Genomic DNA, 16,226 nt, shown 5'->3' on the forward strand with positions numbered 1-16,226 from the left:
GCCGATTAGAACAGGTAATCAATGCCCAGGCGATAAACCTCGTTATCGTAATCATACTGGTGCAGTGAGCTGTCGTTGCTGTGATGGCTCGCTGCTGCCACAACAGACCAGCTCTGAGTAAGGAAATACTCCGCTGTCAGCTCGACGGAGTAACGGTGATCCACCCGACGTCCTGACTCCCAGCCGATGTCGGACGTAATCTGATAGGGGTCCGGATAATCACTGTAGCGGTAGCCCAGTCCACCACCCAAGATCCAGGCAGCCCAGCCCAGGTAGCTCAGTTCCAGACCAAGCTCCTGGCGTCGGGGTGACAGGCTGGCGAACTGCCCGTCACCGGCAAGGTCCTCACGCCGGTTGAACTCCAGCCCCAGGCTCCCGGCGGCCTGCCACCGGGCCCAGCGATGGTGGTAGCTTGCCACTGCTTCGTAGCGCATACCCTCATACGGCTCGAACCCATCAAACGGACGAACGTATGAGGCTTCCAGGGCAAGCTGACACCGGCCGCCCAGATAGTCGTCTGCACAGCTATCCTGCTGGTATTTGAGTACCAGTGCGGTATGAAGCTCCCGGGAATCGCCTCCCTCCCGGAAAAAACGCTGCTCCACACCGATCTCATAACGCTCCGCCACACCCCGGGAAACCCAGGACACGCCGAGCTGGGCGGCATCCGTAATGAAGTCGCGTTCAGTATGATAGTGACGCCGAAAGACGCTGGCCGATAGCTGGACTGCCTCTGCAGAACTCCCCCCGGTCGCTCCGAGAGGCAGCACAGGACCACGGCCGGCCAGCAATACATCCGTGAAGCCATCAGACAGGTCCGATGCCGCACTGTCGGGCCTCAGGGCGAGGTTGCTTTCGTAACCGCCGCTCAGGGCGACCAAACCCAGCCAATACGCTGGCGCCGGGGACTGAGTCTGGTTCAGGATCTGCAATTGCCGCCCGGCCAGGCGGCGAAGTTTCTCCTGCCCTGCGGTATCAAACACCTGCCCGAACCACACCCGGGCCATCTTCTCGTCACCTTCCGCCAGGGCGACCAATCCAAGGTTGTAGCCCGCCAGATCCTCATGTTCGGTGCCCAGCAGTTGACGGAATGCCTGCCGCGAACGCCGATAATCACCGACCCGGTAATAGAGGACGCCCAGGTTGTAGTAGAGGGCACTGGACTCCAGGCCACTTTCCCGGGCCTGCTCCAGCAGGCGGCGGGCCTGTGCCAGCTCTCCCCTCTCAAACGCGCCGACACCTTCCTGCAGCAACTGCCAGGCATCTGTGTCAGCGGTATCACCCGGCGCTGCAAGGGACGGCAAAGCCACCATCAGCAGCGGGCCGGTCAGGAGCAGGAAAAGCAGACGCGACAAACAGATCTCCCGGCTCGGTTATGACAATCGATGGAGTAGGGTCAGGCGAGTATAGCAGGGCGGCAGGCAGGCCCAAGTATCAGGCCGGCGGCAAACGACGCCTTGAGCGAACATAAAGCGTGCCAGCGAAAGACCCGGGACTGGTCAGGGGCGCCCGCCCGGTTCGCGACCAGAACCTGGCCGGTCGTCAGGCTGCATCCCTGGTGTGGGGCGATCAGTGCGCCCCCTGCCCGGAAAGTCGGCGGGCGGAAATTCAGGCGCGTTGCCACGGCCGACAGGGGATCGCTCCTCGCGCCGCCCCCTGGCCTCTTCGGAGATCTGACGCCCAAGCTCGCGCCCTTGCTCGCGGAGATCCTCCGTCCGACCCGGACGCCCTTCACTATTTTTCGGCAGGGCTCCGGCCGGCGGCTCGGGCAGCTGGAGTTCCTGAATGACCCGGTCCTTCAGCTCCGCATCGTCAACCACCATGCGCATGGTGACATCCAAGTCATCATTACCCTGGGCTAGCAGACTACCGGGGGCCACCAGACCAATCGTCGCCAGCGCGAAAGCGACGGACGGTGTCCGCAGAATCCTGCTCATGATGAAGGCCCCCGTTCTGATTCCTCTGACTTGCCGATGCTGGGTATAGCGGCACGAAATGTCCTGGTATTACGACCGTCATCCAGGCGGGCGACTATTTCGCCTGCCTCCGGGTAGGCAATGCGCAGTGGCAACGCAATCACGTTATCCCCGGGCTTCAGGTCTACCTGCCAGGTCAACGTCTGATGGCCGGGAAAACGGGCCAGCTCTACATGGGCCGGCAACTCCAGCGTAAGGCTGACATTGTCCAGCTCGGAGCCGGAAGTAAAGGCCAGCCTGACGGTCTGCTCACGCGGCACCGGGGGCACAGCTCGCTCATCGTCAGATGCCTGCCTCGGGGCGCCGGTCCACGTGCCCGTACCAAGCACGAGCCCCAACACCAGCGCCGCTGCCACGGCACTTCCCGCTACCGGGGCCAGCCAGCGACGGCGGGCATTCGGATGAGCACGCCCGGTGGCAGCTGCAAGCACCCGGGCCTCGAAATCCGCGGACGGCTCGGGCACACGAGCCTGGTTTGCGAGTTCGTCAGTAATGCACTGATGCCACCGTAAACGACGAGCACACAGGGGGCAGCCGGCCAGGTGACGCTCAAGGGCAAGTGCGTCGGCCGGAGCAATGGCGCCGGTCACGCACTGGTCAATCAACTCGTGGCTCTGCTGGCAGCTAGTCATTTCCATCACCTCATTTACCAACACGTCGGCCCTGCATAAAAGGTTCCAGTCCGGCCACCATGTTTTTCCTCAGACTGGCCCGGCAACGGTGCAGTCGTGACTTGACGGTACCCTCCGCGATACCCAGTACCTCCGCAATATCTTCCTGGCGCCAGCCGTCGACTTCGTGCAGCACCAGCAGTGTGCGCTGGTCCGGCGACAGGCTGTCCAGCGCGGTCGCCACTGCCTGTTGCAACCGCGTTATTTCCAGCTGCCCCTCCGGGTCGACACCACTGTCCACCAGGCTGTCCAGAAATTCACGGCTGGCGTCCTCAGACATGAGAGCGGAGGCAGGGCGATCGGCCTGACGACCGTGCTTGCGTGTCAGGTCAATGAAGTGGCGGTAGAGAACCTGGTTAAGCCAGGCACCCGGCCGTTCAACCGCATACAACTTCTCGGCCTGCGGGTACAGTTTTGTCAATACCTCCTGGACCAGGTCCTCCGCGTCTTCCCGTTGCCCCGTCAGTCGATAGGCAAACCGGTACATGCCATCGAGCCAGGGCCGGACAGAGTCTTCAAATTTTCGGGCCCGGGAACGTCGGAAGGGGATCAGCGCCACGATTACGACCTGTGGATGCGTGTTTGAACGCGCTTTATAACAGAAAAAAACACCCTGTGCGTTGACCACGACCGTCAGGGAGAATACTCGCACCTTGAACATCTTGTAATACAACCCGCTGGAACCCTGACCTCCATCAAAGCGTTATACCAACAGGTGCGCGGATTTTCCGGACCAGGAGCCCGCACTGCCATAGCCAACCAAGGGATACAAACCGGGTCCTTACCCGACGGAGGTTTCATGAAGTATGCGCTGATCAAGACTTTTGGTGTTACCGCACTGGCGGCGGCTGTTGCAGCCTGTGGTGGCGGCGACAGTAGCAGTGACTCCACGGCTTCAACCGGGTCGATGTCGGTCGGACTGACCGATGCACCCGTCGATGGCGTCAGCGAGGTCAATATCGTTGTGACCGGCCTTGTTCTTCAACCTGCTGATGGTGAAAGGGTTTCCTTAACACTGGAAGAACCCGCAAACCTCAATCTGCTGGACCTTCAAGGAGGCGCAGTGGAAGCCCTGGTCACTTCTGAAGATGTGCCGGCGGGAGATTATAGCTGGATGAGGCTGCAACTCGGCGAGCAGTCTGAGTTCAGTGTTCTGACCGATGAAGGCGGCGTGGAAAATCTCCGAGTTCCGTCCGGCGACCAGCGAGGCCTTCAAACATCCGGGTTCGTCGTGCCGGCAGGTGGAGAGGTAAGTTTCACCATCGACTTTGACGTACGCAAATCGCTGGTTTATCCACCCGGCCAGGATCAATACCTTCTGAAGCCTGTTCTGCGGTTGGTAGACAACAGTGAAGTAGGCACGCTGGTTGGCGAAGTGGACTACGCCACGCTGAATCAGGATGAGACGTTGGGCTGCAACTATGAGGGGGCCGTCTACGTTTATACGGGAACAGTCACCGAGGAAAACCTGACTGACCTGAACGTCACTTTGACCGGCGACGAAGCAGAAACCCAACCGCTGGTTGTTGTGCCGGTCAACCAGGACGGCGGGGACTCGCTCTACAGCTACATCGCTGCGTTCCTACCGGCAGGAGAATACACGGTCAGCTACAGTTGCCAGATTGACGACAATGAAGCGTCTGATGATCTTACCTTCGTCGGTACTCAGCAGGTAACTATTGAGGCCGGTGAAACCACCACCGCGGCAACCATTCCCAGCGATTAAGTCCAATCAGTAAGGCCTGATGTGACAGCCCCTGCCCCGCAGGGGCTTTTTCGTTTAGAGCTGACTGGCCCGCCGCTCAGCCTGCTCGGCACCGGCTACATTGCCCCGCTCGTGCCGGATACTGGCCAGCAGCTCCCAGCCGCTTTTCTGTAGTCGAGTGTTGGAACCGGCCAACGACAGCCCTTTCATGGTGAACTGTTCTGCGGTCCCCAGGTTGTTTGTACGGGCGTAGGCTTCGGCCAGCTTGAAGTAGACCTGGGCGGACCGTGGCGAGATTCGCTGAGCCCGTTCGAGCTGACTCAGGGCGGCTTCAGGCTGGCCATCGGCCATCAGGGCGTCGGCCCGTTCGATCAGGCTGACAGCGGCGGGGGACAGGTCATCCCCCTGCTCCTGGTAACCCGGCCCAGGCGCCCGTTCCCGGGTATCTTCTTCCGGCTGTTCTGACAGGCGCGGGGAATCACGCTGCTCCTCATCTTCCACCGTTGGCGGCTGGGGCGCCGGTTGTGGGCTACGGTCACCGCCCCCCGGGGGTGCATAGATATCCGATGCGCAGCCAGCAAGGCCCGCCGACAACACGCTCACAAGCAGAAAATTTCGAAATGTCTGACTCATTGGAACAACCCTTCAAACCAGCCACGCAGGCGTCGTGAGAAATCGCCGCCACAACCTTCGAAGGTTTGCGGCTCGCTTCCGACAATAAACGGTATCAAGCGGGCATTCTCGCAATGTTCATCGGTGAGCACACCCCTTTCGCTGTTTACCCAGTGATACTGTACGCCATCGGGGACCACCGGGGAAAAGCTGTGCTGGGGAATGGATGCCATAAAACGGGTCCAGATAGGCAGGGCGCCGGTGGCGCCGGTCAGTGAAGTCGGCCCGTTGTCGTCGCGCCCCACCCACGCCACCGCCAGCAGGTCGCCACTGAAGCCGGCAAACCAGCTGTCACGGCCATCGTCGGTGGTACCGGTTTTGCCCGCCAGCCCCAGGCTTTCCGGAATGGTCCGGTACGCCGAGCGCCCTGTACCCTCACGCATGACTTCCTGCATGGCGTACTGCACCAGGTGGACCGCAGCCGGGTCCGCGACCTGGTTGACCTCGAGCTGGTAACGACTCAGTGCTTCACCTTCTGCGTCGGTGACGTCACGTATGGTTCTCAGTGGCGCATTGAACCCGGAGGTTGCCAGGCCCTGATAGGCCTGGGCCACGGCCACCGGTTCCATGGTCACCGAACCCAACAGCATGGACGGATAACGGTTGATATCCGAGGTCACACCAAAGGCCTGCAGGGTTTCGGTTACCGCCGGCACACCGACGTCCAGCCCGACCCGCACGGTTGGCAGGTTCCATGACCGGGACAGCGCCTGGTGCAGTGGCACGTCGCCACGTTGTTTGTGGTCGAAGTTGCTGGGCTCCCAGCGCTGGCCGTTCTCGAATTCCAGCGCCAGCCCCGCGTCCTTCACCGGGGTGATGAGGGTATAGCGATCGGGCTGCGAAAGCGCTGTCAGGTATACAAAGGGCTTCACCAGGGATCCGATGGGGCGCCTCGCATCGAGGGCCCGGTTGAAGCCTGCAAACCCGGCATCACGCCCCCCCACAAGGGCGAGGACCTCGCCGCTGTCACGGGAGGTAACCACCATCGCGGCTTCCAGCCGGGTATTCGACGAACCCCGGTCAAGCTGATCCAGCGTCTGGGAAGTGACCCGTTCTGCCTGCTCCTGAATGGCAGGGTGCAGGGTGGTGAATATACGCAGACCTTCGGTCTGAAGGTCCTCCTGGCGGTAGTCACGGGCCAGGTGGCGGCGAACCAGGTCAATAAAGGCAGGATATCGATTCTCTGACCAGGAAGGACGGGCCGCCACGTCCAGCGGGGCTGACCGGGCCCTTTCGGCCGATGTCCGCTCCACCGCTCCGACTTCCACCAGCAGGTCGATTACCAGGTTCCGACGGGCTAACGCACGCTCCGGATGGCGTCGAGGGTCGTAGTAGCTTGGACCCTTGACCATGCCAACCAGCAATGCGGATTCATGCAACTCCAGGTCCTGGAACCGTTTGCGGAAATAGAACTGCGAGGCGAGGCCGAAGCCATTAATACTGCGGCTGCCCGCCTGTCCCAGGTAAACCTCATTGAGGTAGGTCTCCAGGATATCCCGCTTGTCGTAGTGCCACTCCAGTAACAGGGCCATCAAGGCCTCGTTGCCCTTGCGGATCAGGGTCTGGTCCCGGCTCAGGTAGAGGTTCTTGGCCAACTGCTGGGTCAGGGTGCTGCCACCCTGGACGACGCGGCCAGCCTTGATATTGGCAAGCATGGCGCGGGCGATCGACAGGGGTGCAATACCCAAGTGATCATAGAAATCCCTGTCTTCTGTAGTGAGCAGGGCTTCTTCGAATAACGGGGGCGCATCTTCCAGGCTGACCAGCACCCGGTCTTCCCGGTGGGCCGGGTAAATACCTCCGATCTCCGCCGGCTCCAGGCGAACAATGGGTGAGCTGCCACCCTCCAGGACCCTGAACCCGCTGACACGACCACCGGACACCGTAAGGGAGAGACGACGACGGGGCTCCTCGCCGTCGGCGAAGTCAAAGCCCCGGGTACTGATCAAGAACCGATTGCCGCTCTGCTGCCAGGTGCCCGGGCGGCTCCCGTCGCCACTTCGGTAACCGGCCAGTTCCAGCTCCTGACCTAAGGCATCCGCACTGAGTGCCGCGCCATCATAGAGCTCCAGCGGCCTGGCATAGACCCGTGAGGGCACCTCGAAACGCCGCCCCTCGAAACGGGAGGTGACAAGGGCGTCCAGGTAGACCATCCAGCCGGCCAGCAGCACCAGCATGACAAGGCCCAGCCGCCAGCCCAACGACCACAAACGCTGCCGGAAGGTGGGGCGGGACTTGCGGGGTTGGCTTTTCTTTCTCTTGGCGGGTGATTTCTTTGGCATTCGCGGATTATAACCAAACCGTACCCTCAGGCGTCATCGGCCCCGTATGTTATTTGTGTAATGTGCCCGCTATCATAGTGCAGCCCTCAAACGACCAAGGAGCACACCGTGAGCGACGCCCCGGCGACCAACCTGATCGAGAACCTGCAGGACCCGGCCCTTTACGACCACCCGGTCGACAGCTTCCAGGTACTGGAAACCCATATCTCTCAGGTCGTCCTCACCGGTGACTACGCCTACAAGATCAAGAAGCCCATGGATTTCGGCTTCCTGGATTTCTCCACCCTGGAAAAGCGGCGGCACTTCTGTGAAGAGGAGGTGCGCCTCAACCAGCGCCTGGCGCCTTCAATCTACCTGGACGTCGTTCCCATTACCGGCAGCCCGGAGCAACCTGCGCTGAACGGAGCCGGGGAGCCGTTCGAATACGCTATCCGCATGCGACAGTTCCGGCAGGACCAGCTGTTTAATGGACTGCAGGAACGAGGACAGCTGTCCCCGGAGCGGCTGAGTGAGCTGGCAGAGCAGGTTGCCCGGTTCCACGACACCTTGCCGCCCGTACCTGAGGAAAAACCGCTGGGCACGCCGGCGGCCGTGTTTGCCGCGATGCAGGAAAACTTTGACCAGATTCGCCCACTGCTGGGTAGCGACCAGGTACTGGAAGACCAACTCACCGCGCTTGAAGACTGGACCCGCAGTACCTTCGAGCGCCAGCAGGACGTCATCGCCCGGCGCAGGGCCGACGGCTACGTGCGCGAGTGCCACGGCGATCTGCACCTGGCCAATATCACGGTCTACCAGGAGAAGGTTACCGTCTTTGACTGTATCGAGTTCAGCGAACCTTTCCGCTGGATCGATGTAATCAATGACCTGGCATTCCTGCTGATGGACCTGGAGTCCCGCCGTGAATTTGCCCTCGCCAGCCATACCCTGAACGCCTACCTGGAATGGCGTGGCGACTTTGATGGCATTGAGCTGCTTCCGCTGTACAAAGCCTATCGCGCCATGGTGAGGGCAAAGATCGCGCTGTTCACGCGGGGCAACCCCGGGCTGTCAGAAGCAGAAAAGGAAGCCCTGCTGCAGAAATATCGTGACTACGCCAACCTGGCCGAGCAGTACACAGGAATCCCCAACCCCTACCTGCTGGCGACCACCGGGCTGTCAGCCAGCGGCAAATCCACCGTCAGCCATGCCCTGGCCAGCGAGCTCGGACTGATCCGCCTGCGCTCCGACGTGGAACGCAAGCGCCTGGCTGGCCTTGGTCCGCTGGACAGCTCCGGCTCCAGCATTGGCGAGGAGCTTTACAGTGAAGAGAACAACCGCAAGACCTACCATCGCCTGGCGGACCTTTCCAGGCAATTATTGCAGGCTGGCTTTGGCGTGATCGTGGATGCCGCCTGCCTGCGGGAAAACGAGCGGGAGCTGCTGGATTCGGTGGCAGAAAACCTGGCCCTGCCATTCGCCCTCATCCACTGCGAAGCGCCGGAAGCAACTCGCCGGGAGTGGATCCGGGCCCGCAAGGGCGACGCGTCAGAAGCTGACGAAACCCTGTTGGAACAGCAGAGGCAGTGGGAAGAACCCCTCTCTGAGGTGGAGAAAACCCACACCGTCCACATTCATACCGACGAAGCGCTGGCGGCGGGAGAGTTGGCCCACCGTATCAGGGCCCACTTCGGGATGAACCCGGAAGGCTGAGCCTTCTGCCGCTAACATCGACTTCGACCTGTCACAAAACCACCGGCAGCTCCCGCACCAGGGTCAGGCTGCCGGATGGGCCGTCCGGCCCCGCAAGGTCGGCCTGCCAGGCGATCAACTCCACCCCCGCCCCGGCGGCCTTGCGCAACAGATCACCATAGGCAGGATCAATATGGTCCGCCGGCCTGACTTCGCGGGCCCCAGTGTGATTCACGCAGAACAGCAGCACGGCCCGGTCACCGGCACTCACCATTTCCATCAGTTCGCGCAGGTGCTTCTGACCCCGCAAGGTGACCGCATCCGGGAAGCAGGCAACGCCCCCCTCGCACAGAGTGACATTCTTCACCTCCACCCAGGCGTCCGGCTGCACGGGATGGCCCGACAGGTGCAGGTCGATGCGACTGTTTTCAGAACCATAACGGACCTCTGCCCGCACCAGGGAATAGTTTGCCAGGGAGGGTATCCGACCGGCTTCAATCGCGTCCCTCGCCTGGGCATTGGGACGCCCGGTATTCACGCAGGCCAACACCCCCGGCCCGGTCTCGACCAGCTCCCAGGTATAACGCAGCTTGCGTTTCGGGTTGGTGGCCGGGCTCAACCACACCCGGGCATCATCCGGCTGACACCCCAGCATCGAGCCGGTATTGGGGCAATGGGCGGTCACGATCTCGCCATTGGCCAGCCGTACATCGGCAAGGAAGCGCTTGTAGCGTTTGACCAGGCGTCCTTCGATCAGGTTTCCGGAAATTCCATGACGTCTCCAGGGGCAGTTGGTAGGCTGAACAGGGATCACACAACAAGGCTGGCGCCCCCGCAACAGATCTGCTATTTTCCGCAGATTCCTGGGGAGCCGCGAAGCTCCTGATGCAGGCGGGCGCAGGACAGCACGGAAAAGCTGCGTCCTTTTGGAGTATCAATAAGAGGCCGGGTTACATGGCAAATACCGCAGAAAAAGCACGCGAGCGCTTTACCAACTTCACCCCTTACGAAGCCAAAAAGGGTGAAGAATACATGAGCCCAGAGATGCTGCAACACTTCCGCGAACTGCTCATGCAGTGGCGCCAGGAGCTCATGGAGGAAGTGGACCGCACGATGCATCACATGCAGGAAGATGCAGCCAACTACGCCGACCCGAGCGATCGCGCGTCCCAGGAGGAAGAATTCTCCCTGGAACTGCGTACCCGTGACCGGGAGCGAAAGCTGATCAAGAAGATCGACAAGACCATCGACCGCATCGACAAGGACGATTACGGCTTCTGTGACCAGTGTGGCGTGGAAATCGGCATCCGCAGACTGGAAGCACGACCAACCGCTACCCTGTGCATCGACTGCAAGACCCTGGCGGAAATCCGCGAGCGCCAGACCGGCATCTAACCGGCAACGGGTCCGGGCGCGGGGGTAAGCCCCGCGCGACAAGGTTTCCATGACCTCCCCATCCTACCGCGGGCGATTTGCCCCTTCCCCGACTGGCCCCCTGCACTTTGGCTCACTCGTAACTGCCCTCGCCAGTTACCTGGAAGCCAAAACCCGACAGGGCCAGTGGTTGGTGCGCATCGAAGACCTGGACCCGTTGAGGGAAAGCCCCCAGGCGGCCGACCTGATCCGACTAAGCCTGGATACTCACCGGCTGTTCCCCGATGGCAATGTGCGCTGGCAATCATCCCGGCTGGAGGTGTACCGGCACCATGCCGAGCAACTCGTCGGACAGGGCCGCGCCTATTACTGCGCCTGCTCACGCAAAGAACTGGCCGCCAATGGTGGTCGTCATCCCGGGCGCTGCCGCGAAGGCGGATCCCGGACGCACGGCCGACCGATTGCCATCCGCTTTGCCTTGCAGGATGAGGATGCTTACTGGCAGGACCGAATTCTGGGCGAGCAGCATCAGTTGGTACGGGCGGAAGTGGACGATCCGGTAATCATCCGCAAGGAGGGTTTCGTGGCCTACCAGCTGGCGGTGGTTGTGGATGATATCGATCAGGGAATTACCGAGGTTGTGAGGGGTTCGGACCTCCTGGAGACCACTGCCCAACAGCGACAGATCTGCCTGGCACTGGGTGGGACACCGCCCGCCTGGGCCCATATCCCGGTTGTCCTGAACAACCAGGGGCAGAAACTGAGCAAGCAGAACCACGCCCCGGCACTGGACGACAGACAGCCTGGCCTGAACCTGTGGCGGGCACTGAATATCCTGGGCCAGCAGCCACCAACAGCTCTTGCTACGGCTGATCCGCAAACCGTGCTCGACTGGGCCCTCGAAAACTGGTCGATGACAGACATCCCCCAACGTAGTACCTGTGACACGGCTGCAGTCTCCCCGGAGGGAGTCTGACCTGACAGCCGTACCCCCGCCGTGGTATAACCCCCGAAATCGACGGCCCGGATAAACACCCGATGTATATCTATCGCCTGGTTTTTCTTCTGGTTCTGGCTGTTTACATCTTTTCACCCAATATCCTGGACTGGTGGGTTTCACCAGGCAATGCCTGGTATTCCCCCTACCTGCTCTGGAGCAGCCTGATCGCCGTCGGCGTCTGGCTGGAATGGCGACGGGACCCCAATGAGTTTTAGCCTGCCGGTTCTACTGGTTATCAGCCTGGGTTACCTTCTGATACTTTTTGGCATTGCCCATGCCACCGAGAAGGGCCAGCTGCCCGGTCGCTGGGTCCGACACCCGTTGGTCTATACTCTCAGCCTTGGCGTCTACGCGGGCACCTGGGCCGTGTTCGGTGCGGTCGGGGTGGCCGCCGAATACGGCTATGGCTTCCTGGCCTACTATCTGGGCATCAGCGGCGCCTTCCTGCTGGCGCCGGTATTGCTCAATCCCATCATGCGTATCAGCCGCGCTTACCAGCTCACCTCACTGGCGGACCTGTTCGCCTTCCGCTATCGCAGCCAGTGGGCCGGCACCCTGGTGACCCTGATCACAGGTATTGCGCTGATGGCGCTCCTGAGCATGCAGATCAAGGCCGTGGCAGGCAGTGCGAGCCTGCTCGCACCCGATACTTCGCCCCACGCCATAAGCACCCTTTTCAGCATTATCGTGGTTCTGTTTGCCATGCTCTTCGGGGCCCGCCGGGACCAGACTTCCGGCAGCCATCAGGGGTTGGTGGTTGCCATAGCCTTTGACTCACTGGTCAAGCTCGGCGCCATGCTACTGCTCGGGGCCACTATCCTGGTCTCGGTGTTTGATGGCTTCGCGGGACTGGAAGACTGGCTGGCCATGCCGGGCTCAGGTGTAAGCGCCCTCAGCCTGAGTATTGACGATGGCAGCTGGCGGGCACTGATGTTGATGTCCTTCGCGGGGGCCCTGGTGCTGCCCCATATGTACCATATGATTTTCAGCGAGAACCCTAGCCCACGCTCACTGTCCCGGGCCAGCTGGGGGCTACCGCTATACCTGTTACTGCTGGGTTTGCCGGTGCCCCTGATCCTGTGGGGCGGCATGGCCATGCCCGTCGGCGACCAGCCGGCTTTCTACGCAGTGACTATCCCGCAGGCACTGGGGAGCCCCTGGTTGACCGTACTGATGTATGTCGCGGGGCTGTCAGCTGCCAGCGGCCTGATGATCGTAAGTACCCTGGCCCTGGCAGGCATGGTGCTCAACCACATAGTCCTGCCCCTGCGAACGCCGAGGGACCAGTCCGATATCTACCGGTGGCTGCGCTGGACCAAGCGGATCCTTATTGCCGTCATCATTTTCACCGCCCTGATTTTCAATGAAGCCATGGGCCGCAACCTGAACCTGTCTACCCTGGGCATCCTGGCCCTTTCGGGCATGCTGCAGCTATTGCCCGGGGCGCTGGGCGTCATCTACTGGCCGGAGGGCAACCGCAAGGGGCTCGTGAGCGGGCTGCTCGCAGGGATGATCCTGTGGGCACTGACACTGGTGTTACCCCTGTCCCATGCGACCGCCCCCCTGACCTGGGTATCCGCGCTGCCTATAACACCGGAATACGACAACTGGCACATTTTTACGTTTATCAGCCTGGGCGTGAACATCGTAATCTTTACCCTGGTGTCCATTCTCAGCCCCACCAGCCCGGAAGAGGCCAGTGCGGCCCAGGCCTGCTCCCTGGGCGCCCTTTCCCGCCCACAGCGACGGGAACTGATTGCAACCTCCTCGTCGGACTTTGTCCGCCAACTGGCCGAACCCCTGGGCTTTAACGTTGCCAAGCGGGAAGTGGTCCGTGCCCTGGAACAACTGGACCTGCCCCCCGTGGAGTACCGCCCCTACCAGCTGAGGCGACTGCGGGATCAGATCGAGATCAACCTGTCCGGCCTGATGGGCCCCTCGGTAGCCCAGGACCTGGTGCAGCGTCATCTCAGCTTCAAGCCCATGGCCAGCAGTCGTACCGCCCAGGACATCCAGTATGTAGAGCGGGCTCTGGGTGAGTACGAGAACCGCCTCACCGGGCTTGCCGGTGAACTGGACAACTTACGCCGGCACTACCGCCAGACTTTACAGAACCTGCCCATTCCCGCCTGCTCTGTGGGCGACGATGGCGAGATCCTGATGTGGAACCAGGCCATGGCAGAGCTGACCGGCATCACCGCCGATGAAGTAGTGGGCGCCCGACTACTGGCCCTACCTCCCCACTGGCGGGACCTGCTCGACGAGTTTGTCCACGGGCCTGACCTGCGTCGTTACAAACACCGCCTGGACCTCAAGGGCCGCCCCCATTGGCTGAACCTTCATAAAGCAGCACTGGCTGGCCCTGATCACCCGGAGGGCGGCAGCATCATCCTGGTGGAAGACCAGACCGAGACCCGCCTGCTGGAAGACGAGCTGATGCACAGCGAACGCCTGGCCTCAGTGGGTCGGCTGGCAGCAGGCGTCGCCCACGAGGTAGGCAACCCGGTGACCGGTATTTCCTCGCTGGCCCAGAACCTGAAACTGGAAACCGACAACCCGGACATCCTGGAAACTGCCGATCAGATACAGCAGCAGACCCGGCGCATTTCCAATATCCTGCAGTCGCTGATGAACTTTGCTCGCACCGGCAACCATGCCCAGGCCAACCGCTATGAGCCGGTACAGATACGCCGGTGTGTTGACGAATCCATCAACCTGCTTTCGCTGAGTGACAAGGGCCGCGGACTTGATTACCTGAATGAATGCCCCGGCGACCTGATGGTACTGGGTGACGAACAGCGGCTGGTCCAGGTCTTCGTCAACCTTCTGGCCAACGCCCGGGACGCCTCCCCGGAGGGAGGGCATATCCGGGTCGGTGGATTCCGGGATGAATACTCCGCTATCATCGAGGTCGCCGATGAGGGCACAGGCATACCCCCGGATCAGCTCGATCATATCTTCGAGCCCTTCTACACCACCAAGAGCGCAAGCCAGGGTACGGGCCTCGGACTTTCGCTGGTGTACAGCATCGTTGAGGAACACTACGGCACCATCAATGTGGAAAGCCCCGCCGACAAATCCCGTGGGCGTGGTACGCTGGTGCGCGTGAAACTTCCGGCCTACGAGGCCGACAGCGACGAGGGCCCGGAAGGGGAAAATCAAGGGTCATGACAGAAAACATGCATCGCATACTGATCGTAGAAGATGAAGAGATTATCCGTGCAGCCCTGCGCAAGCTGCTGCAACACAACGGCTATGAAGTGTCGGTGGCAGAGTCCGCAGAGGCTGCGACCGGAGACTATGACCTGTCTTCCTTTGACCTGATCATCTCCGACCTGCGGCTGCCCGGTGAGGCCGGTACCAGCCTGATTGGCCAGGCTCCGGGCGTTCCGGTACTTATCATGACCAGCTACGCATCGCTGCGCTCCGCCGTGGATTCCATGAAAAAGGGAGCCGTAGAGTACATCGCCAAGCCGTTTGACCATGATGAAATGCTCGGCGCCGTAGAAAGCATACTCGCGCAGCACCCGGGCAGCGGTACCGCCCAGGCCCAGGAAGCCGATGAGGCCGCTGACAGCGAGAGTGACCCGGCCCAGATCATGTTCGGTCAGTGCGATGCCATGCAACAGGTGTTCACGCTGATACGCAAGGTTGCGCCCACCGAGACCACCGTACTGATCCAGGGCGAGTCAGGCACCGGCAAGGAGCTGGCGGCCCGGGCCCTTCACCTGCTCTCACCCAGGGCCAGCAAACCGCTGATTTCCGTGAACTGCGCGGCGATTCCCGAAAGCCTGATCGAGTCCGAACTCTTTGGGCACGAAAAGGGCGCCTTTACCGGAGCGGTATCCGGTCGAACCGGTCTGATCGAAGCTGCCGATGGCGGCAGTCTGTTCCTGGATGAAATTGGGGAGCTGCCCCCCGAGGCCCAGGCACGGCTTCTGAGGGTTCTGCAGGAAGGCGAAATACGCAAAGTGGGGTCCACCCAGAGTCGCAAGGTGAGTGTGCGCATGATTGCCGCCACCCACCGCAACCTGAAGGCCATGACCCGCACCGGCGAATTCCGGGAAGACCTTTACTACCGCCTCAACGTCATGCAGGTACGTATTCCGCCCCTGCGTGAACGCAGGGGCGATATCCTGGGACTGGCCAGCCGCTTCCTTGCCCGACAGGCAGAGCGCATGGGCAAGCCCGCGCTCAGCCTTAGCCCGGAAGCCATGAAAGCCCTGGAGCGACATCGCTGGCCGGGTAACGTAAGGGAACTGGAGAACGCCATCGAGCGAGCCTCGATTCTGGCCGACGGCGACCTCATCACTCCGGCGCAACTCGACCTCGAAATGGAAACCGGCGAGGACTACGCCATTCCCAGTAGCCTCGTGGAGGGGGACAATGAACAGAAGCCACCGCCCTCCCGGGAATCTGACGCTGGCAGCGACTTGTCACTGGAAGACTACTTCCAGCATTTCGTGCTGGAAAACCAGGACCGCATGAGCGAAACCGAACTGGCCCAGAAACTCGGCATCAGTCGCAAGTCGCTGTGGGAGCGCCGGCAACGCCTTGGTATTCCCCGCAAGAAGGGCTGACGCCCCTCCAGCCGCCTTCCCCATTTACTGCCCCCCGATTCCCGGCCCTGATAGCCTCCACACGTCACCCACCCGGTAACATTCGCCCGTTACCGGTGTTACCGGCGTGGTAACAGTGGCGGTAACACGTGGGGTGTTACCCGGTGTTACCGCACGAAACACGACATAATGGAAAACCGAGACATGAGTAACACTAAGGGCGCGGTTTTTATTCCCAAATCCCATTAAAAAAATTCAAGTTGCTGTTAATAAAGGTTTTTCAAAAAGTGGCACGGGCACTGCAATACTCCAAGCG

At 61.2% G+C, this 16,226-nt stretch carries 14 protein-coding genes; 7 read left to right on the top strand and 7 right to left on the bottom strand.

Annotated elements, in window-relative coordinates; all coding sequences use genetic code 11:
* Positions 1 to 5: 5 nt before the first annotated feature.
* From LJ360_RS16245 to LJ360_RS16260, 4 genes are all read right to left on the bottom strand, one after another.
* Positions 6 to 1,355 carry a tetratricopeptide repeat protein gene (locus LJ360_RS16245; RefSeq protein ID WP_091854318.1) on the bottom strand — a complete coding sequence of 450 codons (1,350 nt, stop codon included), beginning with the start codon at positions 1,353 to 1,355 and terminating at the stop codon, positions 6 to 8.
* Positions 1,356 to 1,499: 144 nt separating this feature from the next.
* Positions 1,500 to 1,880 (bottom strand): hypothetical protein, encoded by a 381-nt coding sequence (locus LJ360_RS16250; RefSeq protein WP_143066630.1) that lies wholly within the window; start codon positions 1,878 to 1,880, stop codon positions 1,500 to 1,502.
* A gap of 53 nt (positions 1,881 to 1,933) precedes the next feature.
* Positions 1,934 to 2,608: an anti-sigma factor family protein gene (locus tag LJ360_RS16255; protein ID WP_177186086.1), complete on the bottom strand. Its 675-nt coding sequence runs from the start codon at positions 2,606 to 2,608 to the stop codon at positions 1,934 to 1,936.
* A 10-nt stretch (positions 2,609 to 2,618) separates the two neighbouring features.
* The gene (locus tag LJ360_RS16260; RefSeq protein WP_245742695.1) at positions 2,619 to 3,206 is read right to left on the bottom strand and encodes an RNA polymerase sigma factor; all 588 of its coding nucleotides are present in this window, start codon (positions 3,204 to 3,206) and stop codon (positions 2,619 to 2,621) included.
* Between the two features lie 240 nt (positions 3,207 to 3,446).
* Between LJ360_RS16260 and LJ360_RS16265 the strand changes: the two genes are divergently transcribed.
* Positions 3,447 to 4,373: a DUF4382 domain-containing protein gene (locus tag LJ360_RS16265; RefSeq protein WP_091854324.1), complete on the top strand. Its 927-nt coding sequence runs from the start codon at positions 3,447 to 3,449 to the stop codon at positions 4,371 to 4,373.
* Positions 4,374 to 4,427: 54 nt separating this feature from the next.
* On the opposite strand, the gene LJ360_RS16270 is transcribed toward LJ360_RS16265, so the two are convergent.
* Together LJ360_RS16270 and mrcB are read right to left on the bottom strand one after the other, a co-directional pair.
* Positions 4,428 to 4,985 carry a tetratricopeptide repeat protein gene (locus tag LJ360_RS16270; protein ID WP_091854326.1) on the bottom strand — a complete coding sequence of 186 codons (558 nt, stop codon included), beginning with the start codon at positions 4,983 to 4,985 and terminating at the stop codon, positions 4,428 to 4,430.
* Positions 4,982 to 7,306, bottom strand: a complete 2,325-nt coding sequence (mrcB, locus tag LJ360_RS16275; RefSeq protein ID WP_091854328.1) for a penicillin-binding protein 1B — start codon at positions 7,304 to 7,306, stop codon at positions 4,982 to 4,984. Before mrcB ends, LJ360_RS16270 begins: the two co-directional genes overlap by 4 nt.
* Positions 7,307 to 7,414: 108 nt before the next feature.
* On the opposite strand from mrcB, the gene LJ360_RS16280 reads away from it, so the two are divergent.
* A complete protein-coding gene (locus tag LJ360_RS16280; protein ID WP_091854329.1) occupies positions 7,415 to 8,998 on the top strand; it encodes an AAA family ATPase in 1,584 nt (527 codons plus the stop codon).
* Between the two features lie 31 nt (positions 8,999 to 9,029).
* Here the strand turns inward: LJ360_RS16280 and sfsA are convergent, their stop codons facing one another.
* On the bottom strand, positions 9,030 to 9,791 hold the full coding sequence (gene sfsA / locus LJ360_RS16285; protein WP_264994472.1) for a DNA/RNA nuclease SfsA: 762 nt from the start codon (positions 9,789 to 9,791) through the stop codon (positions 9,030 to 9,032).
* A 140-nt stretch (positions 9,792 to 9,931) separates the two neighbouring features.
* On the opposite strand from sfsA, the gene dksA reads away from it, so the two are divergent.
* The 5 genes from dksA to LJ360_RS16310 all read left to right on the top strand — a co-directional run bounded on the left by dksA (position 9,932) and on the right by LJ360_RS16310 (position 15,931).
* Positions 9,932 to 10,372, top strand: coding sequence for an RNA polymerase-binding protein DksA (dksA, locus tag LJ360_RS16290; RefSeq protein ID WP_091854333.1), 441 nt, complete (start codon positions 9,932 to 9,934; stop codon positions 10,370 to 10,372).
* 49 nt (positions 10,373 to 10,421) lie between these two features.
* On the top strand, positions 10,422 to 11,327 hold the full coding sequence (gene gluQRS, locus LJ360_RS16295; RefSeq protein WP_091854334.1) for a tRNA glutamyl-Q(34) synthetase GluQRS: 906 nt from the start codon (positions 10,422 to 10,424) through the stop codon (positions 11,325 to 11,327).
* 62 nt (positions 11,328 to 11,389) lie between these two features.
* The gene (locus tag LJ360_RS16300; RefSeq protein WP_177186087.1) at positions 11,390 to 11,566 is read left to right on the top strand and encodes a hypothetical protein; all 177 of its coding nucleotides are present in this window, start codon (positions 11,390 to 11,392) and stop codon (positions 11,564 to 11,566) included.
* Positions 11,556 to 14,522: a sensor histidine kinase gene (locus LJ360_RS16305; RefSeq protein WP_091854336.1), complete on the top strand. Its 2,967-nt coding sequence runs from the start codon at positions 11,556 to 11,558 to the stop codon at positions 14,520 to 14,522. Before LJ360_RS16300 ends, LJ360_RS16305 begins: the two co-directional genes overlap by 11 nt.
* An 8-nt stretch (positions 14,523 to 14,530) precedes the next feature.
* On the top strand, positions 14,531 to 15,931 hold the full coding sequence (locus LJ360_RS16310; protein ID WP_091854360.1) for a sigma-54-dependent transcriptional regulator: 1,401 nt from the start codon (positions 14,531 to 14,533) through the stop codon (positions 15,929 to 15,931).
* Positions 15,932 to 16,226: the final 295 nt, after the last annotated feature.

This window comes from Marinobacter sp. AN1, from assembly GCF_026013985.1.
Taxonomy (GTDB): domain Bacteria; phylum Pseudomonadota; class Gammaproteobacteria; order Pseudomonadales; family Oleiphilaceae; genus Marinobacter; species Marinobacter segnicrescens.

What these genes read in the sequence shown, in the direction of transcription:
- LJ360_RS16255 (WP_177186086.1), bottom strand. Translation starts at nt 2,608, where the DNA reads ATGACTAGCTGCCAGCAGAGCCACGAGTTGATTGACCAGTGCGTGACC.
- LJ360_RS16265 (WP_091854324.1), top strand. Translation starts at nt 3,447, where the DNA reads ATGAAGTATGCGCTGATCAAGACTTTTGGTGTTACCGCACTGGCGGCG.
- LJ360_RS16270 (WP_091854326.1), bottom strand. Translation starts at nt 4,985, where the DNA reads ATGAGTCAGACATTTCGAAATTTTCTGCTTGTGAGCGTGTTGTCGGCG.
- mrcB (WP_091854328.1), bottom strand. Translation starts at nt 7,306, where the DNA reads ATGCCAAAGAAATCACCCGCCAAGAGAAAGAAAAGCCAACCCCGCAAG.
- dksA (WP_091854333.1), top strand. Translation starts at nt 9,932, where the DNA reads ATGGCAAATACCGCAGAAAAAGCACGCGAGCGCTTTACCAACTTCACC.
- gluQRS (WP_091854334.1), top strand. Translation starts at nt 10,422, where the DNA reads ATGACCTCCCCATCCTACCGCGGGCGATTTGCCCCTTCCCCGACTGGC.
- LJ360_RS16300 (WP_177186087.1), top strand. Translation starts at nt 11,390, where the DNA reads ATGTATATCTATCGCCTGGTTTTTCTTCTGGTTCTGGCTGTTTACATC.
- LJ360_RS16305 (WP_091854336.1), top strand. Translation starts at nt 11,556, where the DNA reads ATGAGTTTTAGCCTGCCGGTTCTACTGGTTATCAGCCTGGGTTACCTT.
- LJ360_RS16310 (WP_091854360.1), top strand. Translation starts at nt 14,531, where the DNA reads ATGCATCGCATACTGATCGTAGAAGATGAAGAGATTATCCGTGCAGCC.